17 protein-coding genes are annotated in these 18799 nt (G+C 41.3%); 12 read left to right on the top strand and 5 right to left on the bottom strand.

What is annotated here, in order from left to right; genetic code table 11:
- Nucleotides 1-152: 152 nt before the first annotated feature.
- Nucleotides 153-923 (bottom strand): 3-hydroxyacyl-CoA dehydrogenase, encoded by a 771-nt coding sequence (locus ACFN7Z_RS06110; protein ID WP_395442596.1) that lies wholly within the window; start codon nt 921-923, stop codon nt 153-155.
- Nucleotides 924-1066: 143 nt separating this feature from the next.
- On the opposite strand from ACFN7Z_RS06110, the gene ACFN7Z_RS06105 reads away from it, so the two are divergent.
- From ACFN7Z_RS06105 to ACFN7Z_RS06080, 6 genes are all read left to right on the top strand, one after another.
- On the top strand, nt 1067-2092 hold the full coding sequence (locus ACFN7Z_RS06105) for an AraC family transcriptional regulator (RefSeq protein WP_029575051.1): 1026 nt from the start codon (nt 1067-1069) through the stop codon (nt 2090-2092).
- Between the two features lie 328 nt (nt 2093-2420).
- Complete coding sequence (locus ACFN7Z_RS06100; protein ID WP_228127606.1) at nt 2421-3743, top strand: sphingomyelin phosphodiesterase; 1323 nt, start codon at nt 2421-2423, stop codon at nt 3741-3743.
- Nucleotides 3744-3752: 9 nt separating this feature from the next.
- Nucleotides 3753-4712, top strand: a complete 960-nt coding sequence (locus ACFN7Z_RS06095) for a hypothetical protein (RefSeq protein ID WP_010327023.1) — start codon at nt 3753-3755, stop codon at nt 4710-4712.
- Nucleotides 4713-5189: 477 nt separating this feature from the next.
- Nucleotides 5190-5543 carry a hypothetical protein gene (locus ACFN7Z_RS06090; RefSeq protein WP_029575052.1) on the top strand — a complete coding sequence of 118 codons (354 nt, stop codon included), beginning with the start codon at nt 5190-5192 and terminating at the stop codon, nt 5541-5543.
- Between the two features lie 288 nt (nt 5544-5831).
- The gene (locus ACFN7Z_RS06085) at nt 5832-6791 is read left to right on the top strand and encodes an aliphatic sulfonate ABC transporter substrate-binding protein (RefSeq protein WP_094148157.1); all 960 of its coding nucleotides are present in this window, start codon (nt 5832-5834) and stop codon (nt 6789-6791) included.
- A complete protein-coding gene (locus tag ACFN7Z_RS06080; RefSeq protein WP_395442595.1) occupies nt 6791-7612 on the top strand; it encodes an ABC transporter permease in 822 nt (273 codons plus the stop codon). The genes ACFN7Z_RS06085 and ACFN7Z_RS06080 overlap by 1 nt, the downstream gene beginning before the upstream one ends.
- A gap of 56 nt (nt 7613-7668) precedes the next feature.
- On the opposite strand, the gene prmC is transcribed toward ACFN7Z_RS06080, so the two are convergent.
- Together prmC and prfA are read right to left on the bottom strand one after the other, a co-directional pair.
- Nucleotides 7669-8487, bottom strand: coding sequence for a peptide chain release factor N(5)-glutamine methyltransferase (gene prmC, locus ACFN7Z_RS06075; protein ID WP_010327027.1), 819 nt, complete (start codon nt 8485-8487; stop codon nt 7669-7671).
- On the bottom strand, nt 8487-9575 hold the full coding sequence (prfA, locus tag ACFN7Z_RS06070) for a peptide chain release factor 1 (protein ID WP_010327028.1): 1089 nt from the start codon (nt 9573-9575) through the stop codon (nt 8487-8489). The genes prmC and prfA overlap by 1 nt, the downstream gene beginning before the upstream one ends.
- Before the next feature lie 461 nt (nt 9576-10036).
- On the opposite strand from prfA, the gene ACFN7Z_RS06065 reads away from it, so the two are divergent.
- From ACFN7Z_RS06065 to ACFN7Z_RS06050, 4 genes are all read left to right on the top strand, one after another.
- On the top strand, nt 10037-10462 hold the full coding sequence (locus ACFN7Z_RS06065; protein ID WP_010327029.1) for a glycine zipper domain-containing protein: 426 nt from the start codon (nt 10037-10039) through the stop codon (nt 10460-10462).
- A gap of 224 nt (nt 10463-10686) precedes the next feature.
- A complete protein-coding gene (locus ACFN7Z_RS06060; protein ID WP_010327030.1) occupies nt 10687-11214 on the top strand; it encodes a hypothetical protein in 528 nt (175 codons plus the stop codon).
- Nucleotides 11215-11501: 287 nt separating this feature from the next.
- Nucleotides 11502-12503 (top strand): LLM class flavin-dependent oxidoreductase, encoded by a 1002-nt coding sequence (locus tag ACFN7Z_RS06055; RefSeq protein ID WP_010327031.1) that lies wholly within the window; start codon nt 11502-11504, stop codon nt 12501-12503.
- 241 nt (nt 12504-12744) lie between these two features.
- Nucleotides 12745-13308 (top strand): hypothetical protein, encoded by a 564-nt coding sequence (locus ACFN7Z_RS06050; RefSeq protein ID WP_010327032.1) that lies wholly within the window; start codon nt 12745-12747, stop codon nt 13306-13308.
- A gap of 34 nt (nt 13309-13342) precedes the next feature.
- Here ACFN7Z_RS06050 and ACFN7Z_RS06045 read toward each other — a convergent pair whose 3' ends face one another.
- Nucleotides 13343-14017, bottom strand: coding sequence for a hypothetical protein (locus ACFN7Z_RS06045; RefSeq protein WP_010327033.1), 675 nt, complete (start codon nt 14015-14017; stop codon nt 13343-13345).
- A 132-nt stretch (nt 14018-14149) separates the two neighbouring features.
- Complete coding sequence (locus tag ACFN7Z_RS06040; protein WP_005400687.1) at nt 14150-14986, bottom strand: pyruvate, water dikinase regulatory protein; 837 nt, start codon at nt 14984-14986, stop codon at nt 14150-14152.
- Between the two features lie 156 nt (nt 14987-15142).
- On the opposite strand from ACFN7Z_RS06040, the gene ppsA reads away from it, so the two are divergent.
- Entirely contained in the window at nt 15143-17521 is a 2379-nt protein-coding gene (gene ppsA, locus ACFN7Z_RS06035) for a phosphoenolpyruvate synthase (protein WP_004982030.1), read from the top strand.
- Nucleotides 17522-17864: 343 nt separating this feature from the next.
- Nucleotides 17865-18632 (top strand): RDD family protein, encoded by a 768-nt coding sequence (locus tag ACFN7Z_RS06030; protein WP_010327034.1) that lies wholly within the window; start codon nt 17865-17867, stop codon nt 18630-18632.
- Nucleotides 18633-18799 lie beyond the last annotated feature (167 nt).

Below are 18799 nucleotides of genomic sequence, written 5' to 3'. Positions count from 1 at the left end.
TCTGTAAATTTAATAAAACAGGTTTTGCGAATGGAGATGGTTTTGCCTACTTTTCCCGAAAGAAAAGTAGGTCGAACCGAAGGTTATAAGAAGCCCTTACTTATCGAAGCAAAGACTCCGTCATAAACTCAAAGATCACAAGTCAAAATAGATTATTTAGGCTGCATACGAATCGCGCCATCTAAACGAATCACTTCACCATTCAAATAGCTATTTTCAAAAATATGCCCCACAAGCTGAGCAAACTCTTGAGGTTTTGCCAACCGCTTCGGAAATGGCACCATTTCACCCAACGCATCTTGTACATTTTGCGGCATCGCCTTCAACATTGGCGTTTCCATAATGCCTGGAGCAATGGTCATCACTCGAATTTTCTCACGTGCTAGTTCACGTGCCAGCGGTAAAGTCATTGAAACCACAGCGCCCTTAGAGGCTGCATAAGCGGTCTGGCCAATTTGTCCGTCATAGGCTGCAACCGAAGCTGTATTCACAATCACTCCGCGTTCTTCTTCACCGGCTTGAGGTTCATATTTCGCGATTAACTGCGCAGCAAAACGCAGCATATTAAAAGTACCTGAGACATTGATGTTTAATACTTTTTGGAATAACGCCAGCTCATGAATACCATCACGACCCAACACTTTGGCTGAAGGCGCTACACCTGCGCAGTTCACCAAACCATTCAATTGCTCATATTCAGCCTCGACTTCTTGGAAGAAACTTTGCACAGCGTGCTCATCAGTAACATCGAGGCTTTTAAACTGAGCATTTTCACCCAACTCACGCTGTAGCTCTTCACCTAAAGCTTGGTTCATATCCACCAAAATGACTTTCGCACCTTGTTCAATCAAATGACGTGCTGTTGCTGCACCTAAACCCGATGCTCCACCCGTGACGACAAAAACCTTCCCTTGAATCTTCATTTATTTTTCCTTGTATGATTGAATGCTACGACTTAAGAAGAAATGTAAACACAGAAGCACTTGAGTACAATTTCCAAATATTGCATCTTCCATGATGGTTTTGGACAATGCTCAAAATGCACAATAAAAATATGGAAGCCACTATGACTGCATCGGAACATGCAAACGCCCAGAAAGATTCCATTTCAATTGCTTTGGTACACGAAGCATTGTTTGAAGCTGAAAAGCAGGGATATGCAGTTGCTGATATTTTGAAAAATGCAGGCATCAATAGCGAATTGTTAAGTGCGACAAAAGCACGAGTCTCAGTCAATCAATATGCACAGCTCTGGACTGAACTGGCCAATGTGATGAATGATGAGTTCTTTGGGATGGATCGCCATGCTATGCGCCGTGGCAGTTTTCAGTTTTTATCTAAATCACTATTACACACCACCCAGTTGGACCAAGCCATTCAGCATATTTTGCAGTTTATGAATCTGGTACTAGACGACTTTAGCAGTCAACTCATGGTGCAAGAGCATTATGCCTATATTGTGATTTATGAACGACAACAGCCCAAGCGTATGTTTAGTTACGCAACTTACATCATGCTGATTCATGCCCTAATGTGTTGGCTAGTGGGTCAACGGGTGATTTTGAATCAAATTCAACTCAAATGTGATGCACCTACAGATGACATCGACTACAAAGTTCGTTTTTGTGAAAATATCCAGTATCAAATGGCTGAAAACTATATTCAGTTCGATGCCAATTATTTAAAAATGCCCATAAAACAGTACAGTAAATCGTGGTATCAATTTATTCAGCAAACCCCACATATTTTACTGACCCGTTATAAAAACCCACATTCAACCAGTGCCCAAATTCGTCGCTATTTAATGCAAGACCCCCCGATACAGTGGCTTGAACTGTCTGAAATTGCCCATCATTTCAATATGTCTGAGGCAACTATTCAGCGTCGACTGAAAAGTGAGGGTTTCAGTTATCAACAGCTCAAAAATGATATACGCCGTGATATGGCGATTGAGCTGCTCAGTAACAGCCAAGTATCATTACAAGACATTAGCACTGAACTCAATTTTCATGATCCGAGTGCTTTTCATCGTGCTTTTAAAAAGTGGACTGGGGTCAGCCCTGGCGCTTATCGTCAAAATAAGGATACTTAACTTCAGTCGATTGGTATAAGCAACTACGAAACGCTCTTGCTCTTTCTACATAACAAATAACCGACCCATAAAATTCTCTCGTTAAAGTAAAACCTTATCATTCTATTGTTCTAGCTTTGGTTTTGATTTTCCAAATAAAATGTCAACAGGGCTTATAAATTAAATTGATTTTTTGATGCTCATTCATCGGAAAATCAGGGCGCTGTCGCACTTTGTCACTGACTTAAAAAAATTACCTGCCATAGTGATCTCGTCATATTGTTTTACACAATATTGAATAAAAACATCATGGAGGGAACACATGAGCACCCAATTAAATAAAAACTTAATGAAAAATATCGGATGGTTATTATTATTGCTGTGCAGTCAGCCAGTGATAGCCGACTCATACGTTTATGTGACCAATACCACCCCTGAAACAGTCTCCGTTAATGTTAACCATCACGGTACACGCACCTTAACGCAAGGGAGTCAATGGGCCCAAGAAGCCACCCAAATTGCACCTTATGAAACCAAACGTGTACTGCGTTTTAACCGTTATACAGGGGTAAAGTCAGGTCAGACTTATAATTTTGATACCGTGATTACAGGCGGTGGTTCAAGCGTCACCCTGAAGCAATCCATGACCGGCACTTGGTCTGGCAGTGATATTAAACACTCTGCATCTGGCAGTGATTTTTCTGCACCATGGTTTAACGACCGTAACATTCAGCGCTTCAACACCAATTATGCAGGAAAAACGGCACAGACTGCGTTTAAAGCTGAGTACACTGGTGGTTATGACGACTTCCACTACACTATCCATCAAAATACCGTGCCAGAACCCGTCGCCAGCAGTGCTGATGAGTTTAAAGTTTTAACCTACAATATTTATGCGCTTCCTTTAGTAGGAAGTAAAATTGATTCGCGTTTAGAGCAACTGCCGCAAAACCTAAAAGGCTACGACGCGATCTTATTCCAAGAAACCTTTGCTTCTGGTCGTACCGCCATGTTGGCCAAATTAGCGCAGGAATATCCGTACCAAACCTATATTCCAATCGGTTCAGGTTTCAATATCTATGACAGCGGCATATTGGTTGCAAGTCGCCATCCAATTGTAAAAACGGATCATTTTATTTACCCGAGCTGTACAGGGATTGACTGTTTTGCCGATAAAGGCGTGATTTATGCTGAAATTCTCAAGAATGGCAAAGCCTATCATGTGACCTCCACACATACCGCATCGTTTGATACCGACGCGGCACGTGATATGCGCCAGCAACAATTTAAGCAAATCCGCGCTTTGGTCGATAAGCAAAATATTCCATCATTTGATGCAGTGCTCATGGGCGGTGACTTTAATGTCAACAAACTCCTGTGGCCGCAAGATTATGCGCAAATGCAAATTAACTTGAATTGTACAGTACCAGTCAGCACAGGATATACCGCATCGACCTTCGATCCACGAGTGAATAAACTCGCAGGTGCAGGACTCACGGGTGGCTCTACCGTAGAGTATTTAGACTACGTGGTGTCATCCAATAACCACCGTCAGCCTATGCAAGCACGTAATGATGTCCGCATTCTTCGCTCGGCTGCCGACCCTGTATTTATGACTTGGGACTTATCTGACCACTTCCCAGTAATGGGTCAATTCCAATACAACCCATAAGGAAGAACAATGAAGCGCTTTGGGCTTATCGCTTTGGTGCTGAGTGTATTGGTGATCGGTGTGGTGATATGGTTGGGCCTTGGCTCATCATATGCCACATCGGGTCAAACTCAGGCATCCTCACCGTCCCTTACAGAGACTGCTCAACCCAGCAGTTTGCAAGAGAAGCTTGCCGCTGCAAACAATGACGAGTCAAAAATGCAGCAACAACAGCAACAAGAATCCATCCAACAAATCATTCAACATTTTCAAAAAAATCCGGGCAATATCACACAATTCTTAAACCAGTTACAGCAAAACTGCCCTGATACCAACTGTCAGGCGTTATTAAAACAGGTACTGGCCGAATATCCAGATCAACAGTTTGCCCAGACTTTAAAACAATTGATAGAACGCCTACCACTGTACGAAAAAGAAATGCAAGCTAAAACCATGTCCACACAAATGACACCGCAACAGCGTTATCAGGAGATTTGGAACTTACGCGAACAGACTTTAGGTAAGCAAGAAACACAACTCGGCTTTGCTGAAGAAAAAGAGTTTGCCAGCTATCAGTTTGCTTATGGTGAGCTCTTGAGCCGCGCACTACACATGACCTTACAACAACGGCTGAGTGAACTTTCACAACTACAGCAACAATATAAAAACCCGAGCAAAAATATTGATGGTCAAAGTGGTAGTTATGATAAAGCCCTTAAATTGGCTTTAATTGGCGTCACCGACCCAATACAACAGCAAGAAATTACCCAACAAATTCGTAACAGCTACTTTTCAGGCAAAGAAGCGGCGCAGTTGGCTGAACGCGAACAACAAGTCGCTCGACAACAACAACAGATCGCCAGTTATCAATCTGAACTTGCTGCTCTCAACCAAGAAATGAACCAGCAAAAACAAAACTTAGCTGAAATTGCATGGCAGCAGCAATATCAACTCCGTCTAGAACAACTGAGGCAAAAGCACTTTAACTAGTGGCTTAAACGTTCATCATTCTCCACATCAAACAAAGACAGCTAAAGCAAGGTGATATACCTCATGTTGCTTTAGCATGTCCTTATAAATTGCAATTCCACAATGTTTTGAGTTCGCATCAGTGATGCGTAAAATAAAGACCATTGCAACAAAGATATTAACAAGTTATTACTTTTCAATACTTTAAAAATAATTCCAATAACTTTTCAATTGAAGTCCCTCGATAGTCCGCATTGAATACTTCTTTTGATCGATCCGAGACCATTGCAACAGTAGTGTAAAATGTAAACATGCTCTCAATTTAATAAATTTAATCTTTTCATTTACTTAACAAATCCATCTTTCATTTATCGGAATCTATTTGCAAAAAGTTCCAAAATGGATTATTTTTCAACCAATTTTAAAGCATTCTTTAATGCTTATTTTCTGGCTGTACTCCCCCTGTTTAATCACCTTATTTCTTTTAAAGGTTATGACATGCTTAAAATGATTGATGTTCTCGATCAACGTCTGGTGCAAAACTTTACTCAAGCTTTGCAGTCTCCTACCCCACAATTTGAAGAGCAACTGGATCAAGGTATTCTCAATGCATCAGACCTTGAATTAAATCATGCTGTTACTGCATTTTTTAATGAAGTTAATGCGATTGAAGCTGCTCAAGCGTTGGATATTAGCGCTGACCGTATTCAAGCCCTGCAGTTAGGTGCATCGTTTAAAGATGAACAATATTTAGCTGATCTAAAGAAAATTGTGACACTTTGTCTTGCACTTGAAACAGATGCTTTAGAGCAAGTTGAAGTGTTTGACAGCTTACAAGACTATCCTATGTAAACTTGCAAGCCCTTAAAAAAGCGACTATTACAGTCGCTTTTTTACATTCAAAATGAATGATTTAGTTATGCAATCTTCATATAAGAAGAAATTATTCTATGCTTTTTTAAAGTTATTCTATACTCCAAAAACTACACAAAGCTCAACATACTTATTAAAATTCAGACACTTAAATCAAGATTATCTACTTATTTCAATTTAGTATTTTGTTATCCATTTTTCTTTTTTTATTTTTCGCATACATCAGGTTAAAAGAACTCACAAATGAACTTATTTAAATGATGCAAAATGAAAAACTTTAAACTACTGAGCACTTCACTGATTTTAGGTTTGATCGGCACTTATACCCATGCCGCTGTTCCAAACACGCTCAAACTCGATTATGCCTACTACGCACCAACCAGCCTTGTGGTGAAAGAACAAAAACTGTTAGAAAAAGCCTTACCTAAAACTGAAATTAAATGGGTGTTTAGCCAAGGCAGTAACCGCTCGCTGGAATATTTAAATAGCGGCAGTGTCGATTTTGCTTCAACCGCTGGACTTGCAGCCGTACTCAGTCGTGCCAACGGCAGTCCAATCAAGACCGTTTATATCCAAAGCCAACCTGAATGGACTGCTTTGGTGGTTGCTAAAAACTCCCAAATTAAAAGCCTAAAAGACTTAAAAGGAAAAAAAATTGCCGCAACCAAAGGCACAGATCCATTTCTATTTACCTTACAAGCGCTGGATACAGTGGGTCTAAATAAACGTGATGTTCAACTGGTTCATTTACAACATCCAGATGGAAAAACAGCTTTAGAACGTGGTCAAGTCGATGCTTGGGCAGGCTTAGATCCATTGATGGCATCGGCACAAGTGCAATCTGGCGCAAAACTGTTGTATCGAAATATTGGGTTTAACAGCTATAGCGTACTCAGTGTCAAAGAGTCTTTTACTCAGCAAAGTCCCGAAGCCATTGAAGCAGTGATTAAAGCTTATGAGCAAGCACGTAAATGGGCCAAAGCTAATCCAGAGAAATTGGCGGAGTTACTGGCACGTGAGTCCAAACTTCCGTTGAATGTCGCAAAATTACAATTAAGCCGTACCAACTTTGATCAAAACATTCCGTCAGCCAAACAGATTGCCGAATTACAAAAGTCTGGCGGCATTTTAAATGAAGAAGACTTAGTCCGTAAAGGCACCAATGTTAATCAAATCGTGACTCAGTTGTTTAAACCACAATATGCACAAAAGGTTGTAAGCAAATAATGACCAAGTCAGTCGCGAGCTCTTTCAGCCCTATTGTAGTGAAAAAGAGTTCCTCATTTCAGTTGAAATTGAAGAGTGTTCTCAAAGCGATCACCCTTCCAGTGCTCTTACTGATTGCTTGTGAATATCTGGTCCGTGCAGGTTTTATTGAACCTTATTTATTGCCTGCCCCCAGTAGTCTATGGCAAACCTTTCTAGATTTATGGCAGGCAGATTTATGGATGCATGTCTGGACCAGTACATGGAGAGTGTTTTTAGGCTTTTTTATTGGGAGTGCCCTGGCTTTAATATTTGCGATTTTGGTGGGACTCAATAAACAGGTTGAAGCGTTTTTAGAACCCAGTTTTTCAGCGATTAAATCCATCCCGAGTTTAGCTTGGATTCCTCTACTTTTACTGTGGCTGGGAATTGATGAAGCATCGAAGATTACCTTGATTGCGATTGGCGCATTTTTTCCGACTTATACCAACACGGTCGCGGCTATTAAAGGTGTCGATCGTAAGCTCATCGAAGTTACACAAGTCTATCGGCTGAAATACTGGCAGCAAGTACAACAGATTATTTTGCCTGCAGCGTCTCCGGGGATCTTAACGGGACTGCGCAACAGTTTAAGTTTGGCATGGATGTTTATGATTGCCGCAGAGCTCATTGCAGCAACACAAGGCATTGGCTACTTACTGAGTGATGGCCGAGAAACTTCACGCCCCGATATTGTGATCTTAGCAATTATTCTTCTAGCCGTGCTCGGAAAACTCAGTGATAGCATCATGAAGGCCATTGAGACTTGGCTCCTGCGTTGGCGTGACGTATTTGGAACATAAGGTAGAAAAAATAAAAGCGCATCGAATGCGCTTTTATTTTGGAGGGAACAATGAAATTATTGTGTCCACTGCCCTAATGTAACGCGGTCATTCCCACCATAATCTTTCACAGTCCGGACTTGTTTATAGCCCGCCTCTTTAAAGATTTTCTGTACAGCGTCAGCTTGATCATAACCATGCTCAAGCACCACCCAACCATCGAGGGTTAAATGCTTTTTGCCTTGCTGGATAATGACTTTTAAATCAGCCAAACCATGATCCGCAGCAACTAGAGCACGTTCAGGCTCAGTTGCTAAGTCTTGCATGTGAGCATCATCGGCATCGATGTACGGCGGGTTCGAGACAATCACATCAAAAAACTTTCGATTTAGCGGTGCAAACCAACTGCCACACACAAAAGTCACATCATTTAAGTCATGCTTTTCTGCATTTTGCTGCGCAACGGCTAAAGTTGGCTCATAAATATCGGTCGCCGTGATGTCCCATGTGTCCCGTTCACAGGCCAACGAAAGCGCAACCGCACCCGTCCCCGTACCTAAATCGACAATTCGGGCATCTTCAGGTAAGTCTAAACGTAATACAGTTTCTACCAGTACCTCGGTATCTGGACGTGGTACTAAAGTGTCAGGAGTGACAATCAGATCCAATGTCCAAAACGGCTGTGAACCTGTCACATAGGCCAAAGGTTCACCTGCTTCGATTCGTGCCAAAGCAGTAACATATGCTTGCTCTTGTTCATCGGTCAGCACTTGATCTTTTTTCATAACCAAATCGAAAGAATCAATTTTGGTAATGTGTTCCAACAACCATGCGTTCTCTTGACGTTCGTAACTCTCGGCTTCACCACGTAAAGCCAAAGCTTGGGCAATATTCATTATCCACCATTCTGCTGTGCAAGCATCGCAAGCTGATCTGCTTGATATTCACGATGTAAGCTATCTAATAGTTCAGTTAAATCGCCTTCCATAACTGCGTCTAACTTGTATAAAGTTAAGTTAATACGGTGATCGGTCATACGACCTTGCGGGTAGTTATAGGTACGGATACGTTCTGAACGATCGCCCGAGCCAACCAAGTCACGGCGCATTTCAGAAGTTGCTGCATCAGCTGCTGCACGTTTTGCACTTTCCAAGCGTGAAGCAAGTAAAGCCATCGCTTTGGCTTTGTTCTTATGTTGTGAACGTTCTTCCTGACATTCCACCACGGTTCCTGTTGGAATGTGGGTAATACGCACAGCCGAATCGGTTTTGTTGATGTGCTGACCACCCGCACCTGAGGCACGGTAGGTATCAATACGTAAGTCTGATGCATTAATCTCGACCGTTGTATCGACATCAATTTCAGGCAAAATCGCAACGGTACACGCCGAAGTATGCACACGACCTTGAGACTCTGTTGCAGGTACACGTTGTACACGATGCGCGCCACTTTCAAACTTCAAGCGGCCGTAAACGCCTTCACCATTCACCAAGCAAATGATTTCTTTATAACCACCGTGTTCGCCTTCATTTTCAGACAACACTTCAATACGCCAGCCTTGTGATTCAGCGTACTTACTATACATGCGGTATAAGTCACCCGAGAAAATAGCGGCTTCATCACCACCTGTTCCCGCTCGAATTTCCAAATATGCAGAGTTCGCATCATTTGGATCTTTCGGAATCATTAAGATATTTAAATCAGCTTCTAAAGACGCAATAATAGCTTTATTTTCTTTAATTTCTTCAACAGCCATTTCCTTAAAATCAGGATCTGACAGCATCGCTTCAGCCGTTTCAATATCAGCTTCTGCTTGTTTGTACTTGGTCCACACTTCTGCGATTTCACTTAAATCACTATGTTCACGTGACAACTGACGAAAGCGTTTGTTATCCGAAATGACTTCTACATCTGCAAGTAATGCTGTTAATTCTTCGTGACGGTCAGAAAGTTGATCTAATCGTAAACGTAACGATTCTTTCATTAGGAAAATATCTCAATATAAAGGCTGCAATACAGTTTCACAGCACCAAAAAATTTGCGCTTAGTTTAACGGCTCTATCACGCAAAGAACATCTTTATTCAATCCTGAGCGACGTTTACTTTATACGCCTCAGTAGATTGATACACTTTTAAAGCGTGTTTATGCACTTACTAACGCTTAAAAAATGCAAAACAGCTTATTTCATATACATTTTTTAAATAGGTCATTTCAGCTCAAAATTCAGAGTGTGAACTGCATCACTCCTAGGTTTATCCACATTTGCACGGTTTTGGATAAATTTCATTCTGCTTATTCACATTTGTAATAAAACTGATACAAACAAGAAACCAACGGGTTTCAATTTAGTTTTAACTCTCCACAATTAACTGGAATCTTTTTGTTACATTAGCCACATCGAAAAAAGTAAGACAGTTCAACCAATGTTGGACATGGAGAAACACATGAAACTTAATACACTCTTAATTTCAGCAACATTAGCAACGGCATCTATGTTTACTGCAACTGCGTATGCAGACAGCACAACTCGCGTTGCAGCAGCCAGTGCTTTAGGTAGTGTTGCAGGGACAGCAATTGGTAAAAACATGGGCGGCACAACTGGTGCAACTATTGGCGCAGCACTTGGTGGTGCAGGTGGTGCAGCAGTTGCAAGTGACAAACGTCATCGTACTGAATCTGCTATTGGCGGTGCGATCGGTGGTGGTGCGGGCTATACCGTAGGTAAAAGCATGGGCGGAACCAATGGTGGCTACGTGGGTTCTGCATTAGGTGCAGCGGGCGGTGCAGCACTCGGCAACAAAATCTCAAAAGATAAACAGTATGACTCTTACCATGGTAAAAAATGGAAGAAAAAACATAAACACCATTAATTAGCTGCATCGTAAAGATGTCATTGAAAGCACCTTCGGGTGCTTTTTTATGGCACAGATTTAGACGCAACAACACATCAGCCAAACTGGTAGAAAATACGAAGAGTCGTTACACAGCACTTACCAAAGCAACGGTTTCGATAAAATTTCTCTTCATTATTCTTCCCACTTGTTTCGCTAAAGTGAAATCAAGACAAAATAGACATGCTCTTAGGAGTTTAAAAATGAAAATTAAATCAATTTTAATGAGTACCGTAATTGCAGCTTCAGCATTAACGATGACCACAACATATGCAGGTAATACAACCAATACTGCACTAACATCTGCATTAGGTGGTGTTGTCGGTGCCGCGATTGGTAACCAAATGGGTGGACAAACAGGCGCGATGATTGGTTCTGCCATTGGTGGTGGTGCAGGTGCAGCTGCTTCAGCCAACAAACGTGACCGTAATGGTGCAATCATTGGTGGAGCACTCGGTGGTGCTGGTGGTTATACCGTAGGTAAAAACATGGGCGGTACCAATGGTGGGTATATTGGCGCAGGTCTAGGTTCAGCGGGTGGTGCAGTTCTGGGTAAAAAAGTCTCTGAAGACCGTCGTTATGATGACGAATATGACCGCCGTTACGACGACCGTTATGATCGTCGTTATGACAGCCGTGGCTACCGTAATAGCAATTATAAATATAATGGTCGCAACTACCGTGGTGACAATGGCCGTCACTTGGGCTGGTACAAAAACGGGAAACGTTAAGCACCGCATAAAACATTTTCAAATAAAAGAGCACCTTCGGGTGCTTTTTATTTATCTGACAACTACACTCAAAAAAATACTACATTGTTATGCTAAATACAGTAATCCCCTTTTTTTGTTTTAAATGCATATGTGGCTAGTGCGGTTCAACGATATTGAATAGATATTTAGTTTCATTTTTAAATCAACACCTTATATAAAACAACTACAATATCGAATAAAATCGATATACAAAATAGCAGTTATATCGTATTATTTCGATATATGAAACGAAACTGAGAACTAGAATGCGCACGTTGTCCGAGACTCAATTTTCTATTTTAGAATTAGCTCCTGTCCGCGAAGATCAAACTGTACAACTCACTCTACAACATAGCTTAAAATTGGCTCAACAAGCTGAGCATTTAGGCTATAGCCGTCTTTGGCTTGCAGAACATCATAATATGGATGGTATTGCCAGCTCTGCAACTGCGGTACTACTTGGCTATTTACTCGCGAATACCTCAACCTTAAAAGTGGGTTCAGGCGGCATCATGCTCCCGAACCATGCCCCGCTGATCGTAGCGGAGCAATTCGGTACGCTTGCGACACTCTATCCAAACCGGATCGAATTAGGTTTAGGTCGAGCACCAGGTACAGACCAAGTGACCATGCGAGCACTTCGCCGTGGCCGTCAAGAAACTGAAGATCAGTTCCCACAAGATGTCTTAGAAATTCTGCATTACTTTAAAGACGCTGAGCCGAATCAGCGCATCATTGCAACTCCAGGGCAAGGGACACATGTGCCTGTATGGCTACTCGGTTCAAGTTTATTTAGTGCACAACTGGCTGCAAAACTCGGTCTTCCCTACTCTTTTGCATCACACTTTGCACCGCGTATGCTGAAACAAGCGATTCAGCTCTATCGTGAAAACTTTGAACCCTCCGAATACTTATCGAAACCTTATGTATCTATGGGTGTCCCGACGGTCGTTGCTGAAACCGATGCTGAAGCTGAATATCTAGCGACTAGTGCCTACCAACGTGTTTTAGGTCTCATGCGCGGTCAAAGTTTAAAGTTAAAAGCACCGATTGCCAGTATGGACGGTCTATGGTCACCTGCGGAAAAAATGTCAGTAGACAGTTTTTATGCCATGGCCCAAATCGGTTCCAATGGCACGGTGAAAGAAGGCTTAAAACAGCTTCTTTTAGAATATGATGTCGATGAATTTATTTTCACCTGTGACATCTATGACACGGACAAGCGTTTAGAAAACTTTGAACGTCTCATGCAGATCAAAAATAACTAAGTACAAATGAAGTGAATCGCCTTATGCGTATTAATGCATACCCATAAGGCGACGTGCATAAATGAATAACCAAAATCTTAGCCGATACTTAAAAAATCCTTAAAGCCCTGCAAAACTGCTGCTATGTCTAGACTAAAGTTAGCGTGACTGCTCAGACAATTTATCACTTTGCTTTTTTAGAGCAAAAGCACTAAAAATAATAAATTAAGGAAAGACGATAAAAAACAATTAAGGATCAAGCATGGTCAATTTGCATTCAACTGACAACGTATCTGGTTTATTTCAAAACCATCCCGAATATTTTCAGCATTTTAAAGGGCAATTGATTACTGCTTCAGAAATTAAACAACATGCTTTTACTGAACAACGTGTCGCAATTATTGGTACCAACCAGCATACAGTAACTGCCCTTGAATCGATTTGTCAGGTCGCTCAATCGGTCTATGTTTTTCAAAATGCGCCACAATTTATCTTGCCAAAAACAGAGCGTGGAATTCAGCGCTTAATTCAACATCCACTGGTTATTAAGAACCGACGCCTATTTAACACACGTATCAAATGCCTACTGGCTTTACGCTTCTTAGAAACCCAAGTTCAAGACCCATGGCTTAGACACCAACTCAAACCTAACTCCGCTGCCGATAAACTTAAATTTTTTAAGTCCGATCATTATTATCATGCCTTACAGCGCGACAACTGTAAGCTAATCACTTGGCCGATCGTCAAAATTCGAGAACATGATATTCAAAGTTTAGATGGAGCTGAATATCCCGTCGATGTGATCATTACCACCTATAGCCATTAACCATATAGGGTAAGTTTCCCTACTTACCCGTTGTTTATTTCGTCACACCTGTATACCGATAGCCTGTATTTGAACGCTGATAACGTAAGTACTTTCCAGTCGGTCGACTGTTTTGATCCAATAAAGTGATATCAAGCTTGTTTAAGTCTTTTGAAACACGAATATATGAACCGCGCTGCTCTTCGTCACAATGACAGTCATAATCTACTTCAATTGAACTTAACTGCTGTTTTTTGGTCTGAAAAACTGGTGTTGCTGTCAAAGCTTGGGCATGCATTTTAAAGGCTTGAATTTGATAGAGACCGTGACAACTATCGCCTTTGTAATAACTTTGAATCAGATAAATCGGCTGTGCACCCCATTTCACTTGATCAATCTTTAAAATATAGCCTGTTTCTAAAGGCTGAAGTTTAGTGGAATTGCTCGATTTCATCTGCACATAGGATGAAAATTCACCCATGGTACCGCCACCACCTACATCAAAGGTATAGAATTTAAGCAGTTGGTCCGGTGAGGCATTAATCTTTAGTCTAAGATTCTCAGTCAATTTGGGGAAAGAATAAGCATAACTTTCTGCATTTTCACGGATTAAATCAACCACATCACTTTCGATCTGTTGATTCACTGCATAAAAATCTAGCGCTGCATATTTTTGATCAATCACCTGCTCAGCCTGCTGAATTGATATATTTTGCGCATATACAGCCATATTAAAATGAGCAAAACAAAATACACCTAATAGGCATTTTGATATTATTTTCATTTGATCTAATCTGTATTTTTATATTGATCAACATTATAAAGCATCATCAATATGACGCTTTATAATGTAATGACAATATCAACCAATGCGACGTTTTAAACCCGTCATTTGGAGTACACGAGTTGAAATTTCTTCAATCGACATTTCCGAGACATTTAAGTATTTAATCCCTTCAGAGATATAAATCCCTTCAATTGCACGAAGCTCCATTTGGCACTGGCTGAAGCTTGCATAACGGCTATTGGCTTTACGTTCAGAGCGAATAGCAACAAGACGTTCAGCATCAATCATCAAACCAAAAAGCTTCTGTTTATGCGCGCGAAGTACCGCAGGTAAACGGTTGTCATCCAAGTCTTCTTCAGTCAATGGATAGTTTGCAACACGAATCCCAAACTGTAATGACAAATAAATTGACGTCGGTGTTTTACCCGAACGTGACACCCCAATCAGAATCAGATCGGCCTTGTCATAGTGGCGTGTACGTGCACCGTCATCGTTATCTAAAGCAAAATGCACCGCATCAATACGTGCTTTATAAGACTCCGAATCGGTCACCGCATGGGTCTGTCCGACTAAAGTTGTAGGCGGTGTTCCCAGCTCCTCAGACAATTTACTAATAAGCCCTTCAAATACATCAAGATTTATAGCATTTGCAGTATTAATAATGTCACGCACGTACGGGTCAACTAAAGTGTCAAAAACCAGTGGCTTTTGTCCGTCTTGTTGTGCCCTTAAATTGATCTCAGCAACCACATTTGTAGCAGCTTCTTCAGAGCTAATATAAGGAATAATATGAATGTCAAAGTCAACATTTGGAAACTGCGCCAATAGCGAGTGCCCAAGGGTTTCAGCGGTAATTGCAGTACCATCAGATACAAAAAAAACGCTCCGCTTAAATTGTTTACTTCCTGACATTAAAATTCTCCTCAAAAATTTGTCTTAGTGCTATATAATCTTTATAGTAAACCGATCTTACATGACTGTCGCTTAGTAAAATCAAAAAGCTAAGTAGATTTGTTATAATCTGATGCCAAGATAGTGATTAAATACTGCAAAAGTGGAGTAACAACTTTGGAAGCGCGCGTAATTGGTCTAGAAAAATTAGGGAAACACGACGTTGAACTTGTAGGTGGGAAAAACTCATCTTTAGGTGAAATGATCAGCCACCTATCAAATGCAGGTGTATCTGTACCAGGTGGCTTTGCTACTACAGCTCAAGCATATCGTGAATTTCTCGAGCAAAGTGGCCTAAACGCTAAAATCAATGCAGAGTTAAAAGTCCTCAATGTTGATGATGTAAATGCTCTTGCTGAAACAGGCGCGAAAATTCGCCAATGGATTGTAGATACTCCACTTACGGCAGAACTCGAACAAGAAGTTCGTAAAGCATTTGCAGAGCTTTCAAACGGCAACCCAGACATCGCGGTTGCCGTTCGTTCTTCTGCGACAGCAGAAGATTTACCAGATGCTTCTTTTGCAGGGCAACAAGAAACCTTCTTAAACATTCGCGGTATCGACAACGTATTGATCGCGATCAAAGAAGTATTTGCATCACTGTATAACGACCGTGCAATTTCTTACCGCGTACACCAAAACTTTGCGCATGATGTTGTGGCTTTATCTGCTGGTATTCAGCGTATGGTTCGCTCTGAAACTGGTGCAGCAGGTGTAATGTTTACACTCGACACTGAATCAGGTTTCCGTGACGTAGTCTTCATCACTGCATCTTATGGTTTGGGTGAAATGGTTGTTCAAGGTGCTGTAAACCCTGACGAATTCTACCTTTCTAAACCTCTTTTAAATGCAGGCAAGCACGCTGTACTCCGCCGTAATCTGGGTTCTAAACACCAAAAAATGATTTATGGTGAAGAAGCATCTGCAGGTAAATCAGTTGTTGTGGTTGATGTTGAAAAACAAGAGCGTCAACAATTCGCATTAAACGACCACGAACTACAAGAACTTGCAAAACAAGCGCTGATCATTGAAAACCATTATGGTTCTCCAATGGACATCGAGTGGGCAAAAGATGGCGATGACGGTCAAATTTATATCGTTCAAGCGCGCCCTGAAACTGTGAAGAGCCGTGAAAATGTCGGCACCATGGAACGCTACCTTTTAAAACAAAAAGGTACTGTGATTTGTGAAGGTCGTTCAATCGGTCAACGTATCGGTTCTGGTAAAGTCCGTATTGTTACATCTATTAAAGAAATGGACAAAGTACAAGATGGTGACGTGCTTGTATCTGACATGACTGACCCAGACTGGGAACCAGTAATGAAGCGTGCCGCTGCAATTGTCACTAACCGTGGTGGTCGTACTTGTCACGCAGCGATTATTGCGCGTGAATTGGGTGTTCCAGCAATCGTTGGTTGCGGTAATGCAACTGAAGTTCTAGTAGACGGTCAGGAAGTGACTGTTTCATGTGCAGAAGGTGATACAGGTTTCATCTACGAAGGCTCTTTAGATTTCGAGATTCAAACCAACTCTATCGAATCGATGCCAGAGCTTCCGTTCAAAGTTATGATGAACGTCGGTAACCCTGACCGCGCATTTGACTTTGCACAAATTCCAAATGAAGGGATTGGTCTTGCACGTCTTGAGTTCATCATTAACCGTATGATCGGTGTCCACCCTAAAGCATTGTTGAACATTGACAGCTTGCCACGTGAAACTCGTGCTGCGGTGATGGCACGTACAGCGGGTTATGCATCGCCAATCGAGTTCTATGTTGAAAAACTGGTTGAAGGTATTTCTACCCTTGCTGCAGCATTTGCAGACAAACCTGTGATCGTTCGTATGTCTGATTTTAAGTCAAATGAATACGCAAACTTGATCGGTGGTAAGTTATACGAACCTGAAGAAGAAAACCCAATGTTGGGCTTCCGTGGTGCAAGCCGTTATGTGTCTGACAACTTCCGTGACTGCTTCGAATTAGAATGCCGCGCGTTGAAAAAAGCACGTGACGAAATGGGCTTAACCAATATTCAAATCATGATTCCTTTCGTACGTACTGTACATGAAGCGAAACGTGTAATTGAATTATTGGCGTTAAACGGCCTGAAACGTGGTGAAAATGGTCTGAAAGTGATCATGATGTGTGAGTTACCAACAAACGCATTATTGGCTGAACAGTTCCTGGAACACTTTGATGGCTTCTCTATCGGTTCGAACGATTTAACCCAGTTAACACTTGGTCTAGACCGCGACTCTGGTATTGTGTCTCACCTATTTGATGAGCGTGATCCAGCAGTAAAAGCGCTTCTTTCTATGGCAATTCATGCATGCCGTAAAGCAGGTAAATATGTGGGTATCTGTGGTCAAGGCCCATCAGATCACCCAGATCTTGCGCAATGGCTGATGGAACAAGGTATCGAATCTGTATCACTTAACCCTGACTCAGTATTAGACACTTGGTTCTTCCTTGCTGAAGAGAAAGTTCAAAAAGCTTAACTTTTTGATCCGATAAAAAAGACCCTTTCAAGGGTCTTTTTTTATATCCACTCTTTCAACGCATTCGCATTGAAACAAACGTTTTTATACAAAAACTTAGACTAAGTCTGGCATTCATGCACCAACATCTTGATTGAGAAGAGATCGCATTGCGATAAAGCTAGAAGAAGCAGCATAATCCTTGCTACACTGTCCTGCATTTTGTGTAGTTTTGGTTAATTTTAGCTTGAAATTCTCTAGACTATCCGCATGTTTTATCATAGATTTTTTATTTGTTTTTAATCTAAAAACAAATACATTTATTATTTTAATATCCCAATTTATATTTTGAGATTAAGTTTATATGCAGATTTACTTGGCACGAAATAATCAACAAGCCGGTCCATATACCTTAGAGCAATTGAATCAGATGCTCGCAAGCCAACAAGTTTTATTGACGGATTTAGTTTGGCATCAGGGTATGCCTGAATGGAAAGCTTTAGGTGAACTCACCCAAGGAAAACTGGCGTATGAACCTGTAGGTTATCTACCTCAGCCCCCTATTCCTGAGCCAATACATACGCCAAATCAATTTTCACAGCCAAACCACACAGCGGCGAAAGTTGCTCAACCTGAACTGGCATCAATAGGCACACGTGTCTTAGCCAAAGTCATTGATTTACTTCTTTGGCTCCCTGCCGCTGCGATTCCCTCGTTCTTTTTACAAGCAGATAAATTTGGTGAACTCACTGAAATTCAGCAAAAAATGCAAGCTGCCACCACAGCAACACAGGCCAGTGAACTGCAAGCACAACTGTTCAGTTTGATTCCAACTGAAGCATGGACCACCATGGGCATTTACCTGCTGATTATGCTCGGTATACAGGCCTTTTTCTTAGCAAAAAATGGTCAAAGTATTGGTAAAAAAATCACCAAAATTAAAATTGTAGACGTTGAAACCAACGAAAAAGTCAGCCTTTTACGTGTATTCACATTACGCAGTGTTGTCTTTATTGTACTCAATATGCTGTTCATGCCGTTTATTACCATCGCCGATCACGTCTTTGGTTTAACTGCAAAGCGTCAAACTTTGCACGATAAGCTGGCGAAAACTAAGGTCATTAAGCACTAATTTGAGCATATTTAAGCTGAGGTTTGGCTCACCTCAGTTTTCTGCAGTTTATTGATATTCAAAATAAATCCCTAAATAATTTATAAAATTCCGAGTGAAAAAATCGGTTTTTATAACAGTTATTTAAAGCACCTTTACGTATAGCTTAGTTTGTCGATATGAGGCAT

The organism is Acinetobacter sp. P1332 (assembly GCF_044057475.1).
Classification (GTDB): domain Bacteria; phylum Pseudomonadota; class Gammaproteobacteria; order Pseudomonadales; family Moraxellaceae; genus Acinetobacter; species Acinetobacter johnsonii.
This window is presented reverse-complemented; position numbering and strand designations above follow the sequence as displayed.

What these genes read in the sequence shown, in the direction of transcription:
- ACFN7Z_RS06110 (WP_395442596.1), bottom strand. Translation starts at nt 923, where the DNA reads ATGAAGATTCAAGGGAAGGTTTTTGTCGTCACGGGTGGAGCATCGGGT.
- ACFN7Z_RS06105 (WP_029575051.1), top strand. Translation starts at nt 1,067, where the DNA reads ATGACTGCATCGGAACATGCAAACGCCCAGAAAGATTCCATTTCAATT.
- ACFN7Z_RS06100 (WP_228127606.1), top strand. Translation starts at nt 2,421, where the DNA reads ATGAAAAATATCGGATGGTTATTATTATTGCTGTGCAGTCAGCCAGTG.
- ACFN7Z_RS06095 (WP_010327023.1), top strand. Translation starts at nt 3,753, where the DNA reads ATGAAGCGCTTTGGGCTTATCGCTTTGGTGCTGAGTGTATTGGTGATC.
- ACFN7Z_RS06090 (WP_029575052.1), top strand. Translation starts at nt 5,190, where the DNA reads ATGCTTAAAATGATTGATGTTCTCGATCAACGTCTGGTGCAAAACTTT.
- ACFN7Z_RS06085 (WP_094148157.1), top strand. Translation starts at nt 5,832, where the DNA reads ATGAAAAACTTTAAACTACTGAGCACTTCACTGATTTTAGGTTTGATC.
- ACFN7Z_RS06080 (WP_395442595.1), top strand. Translation starts at nt 6,791, where the DNA reads ATGACCAAGTCAGTCGCGAGCTCTTTCAGCCCTATTGTAGTGAAAAAG.
- prmC (WP_010327027.1), bottom strand. Translation starts at nt 8,487, where the DNA reads ATGAATATTGCCCAAGCTTTGGCTTTACGTGGTGAAGCCGAGAGTTAC.
- prfA (WP_010327028.1), bottom strand. Translation starts at nt 9,575, where the DNA reads ATGAAAGAATCGTTACGTTTACGATTAGATCAACTTTCTGACCGTCAC.
- ACFN7Z_RS06065 (WP_010327029.1), top strand. Translation starts at nt 10,037, where the DNA reads ATGAAACTTAATACACTCTTAATTTCAGCAACATTAGCAACGGCATCT.
- ACFN7Z_RS06060 (WP_010327030.1), top strand. Translation starts at nt 10,687, where the DNA reads ATGAAAATTAAATCAATTTTAATGAGTACCGTAATTGCAGCTTCAGCA.
- ACFN7Z_RS06055 (WP_010327031.1), top strand. Translation starts at nt 11,502, where the DNA reads ATGCGCACGTTGTCCGAGACTCAATTTTCTATTTTAGAATTAGCTCCT.
- ACFN7Z_RS06050 (WP_010327032.1), top strand. Translation starts at nt 12,745, where the DNA reads ATGGTCAATTTGCATTCAACTGACAACGTATCTGGTTTATTTCAAAAC.
- ACFN7Z_RS06045 (WP_010327033.1), bottom strand. Translation starts at nt 14,017, where the DNA reads ATGGCTGTATATGCGCAAAATATATCAATTCAGCAGGCTGAGCAGGTG.
- ACFN7Z_RS06040 (WP_005400687.1), bottom strand. Translation starts at nt 14,986, where the DNA reads ATGTCAGGAAGTAAACAATTTAAGCGGAGCGTTTTTTTTGTATCTGAT.
- ACFN7Z_RS06030 (WP_010327034.1), top strand. Translation starts at nt 17,865, where the DNA reads ATGCAGATTTACTTGGCACGAAATAATCAACAAGCCGGTCCATATACC.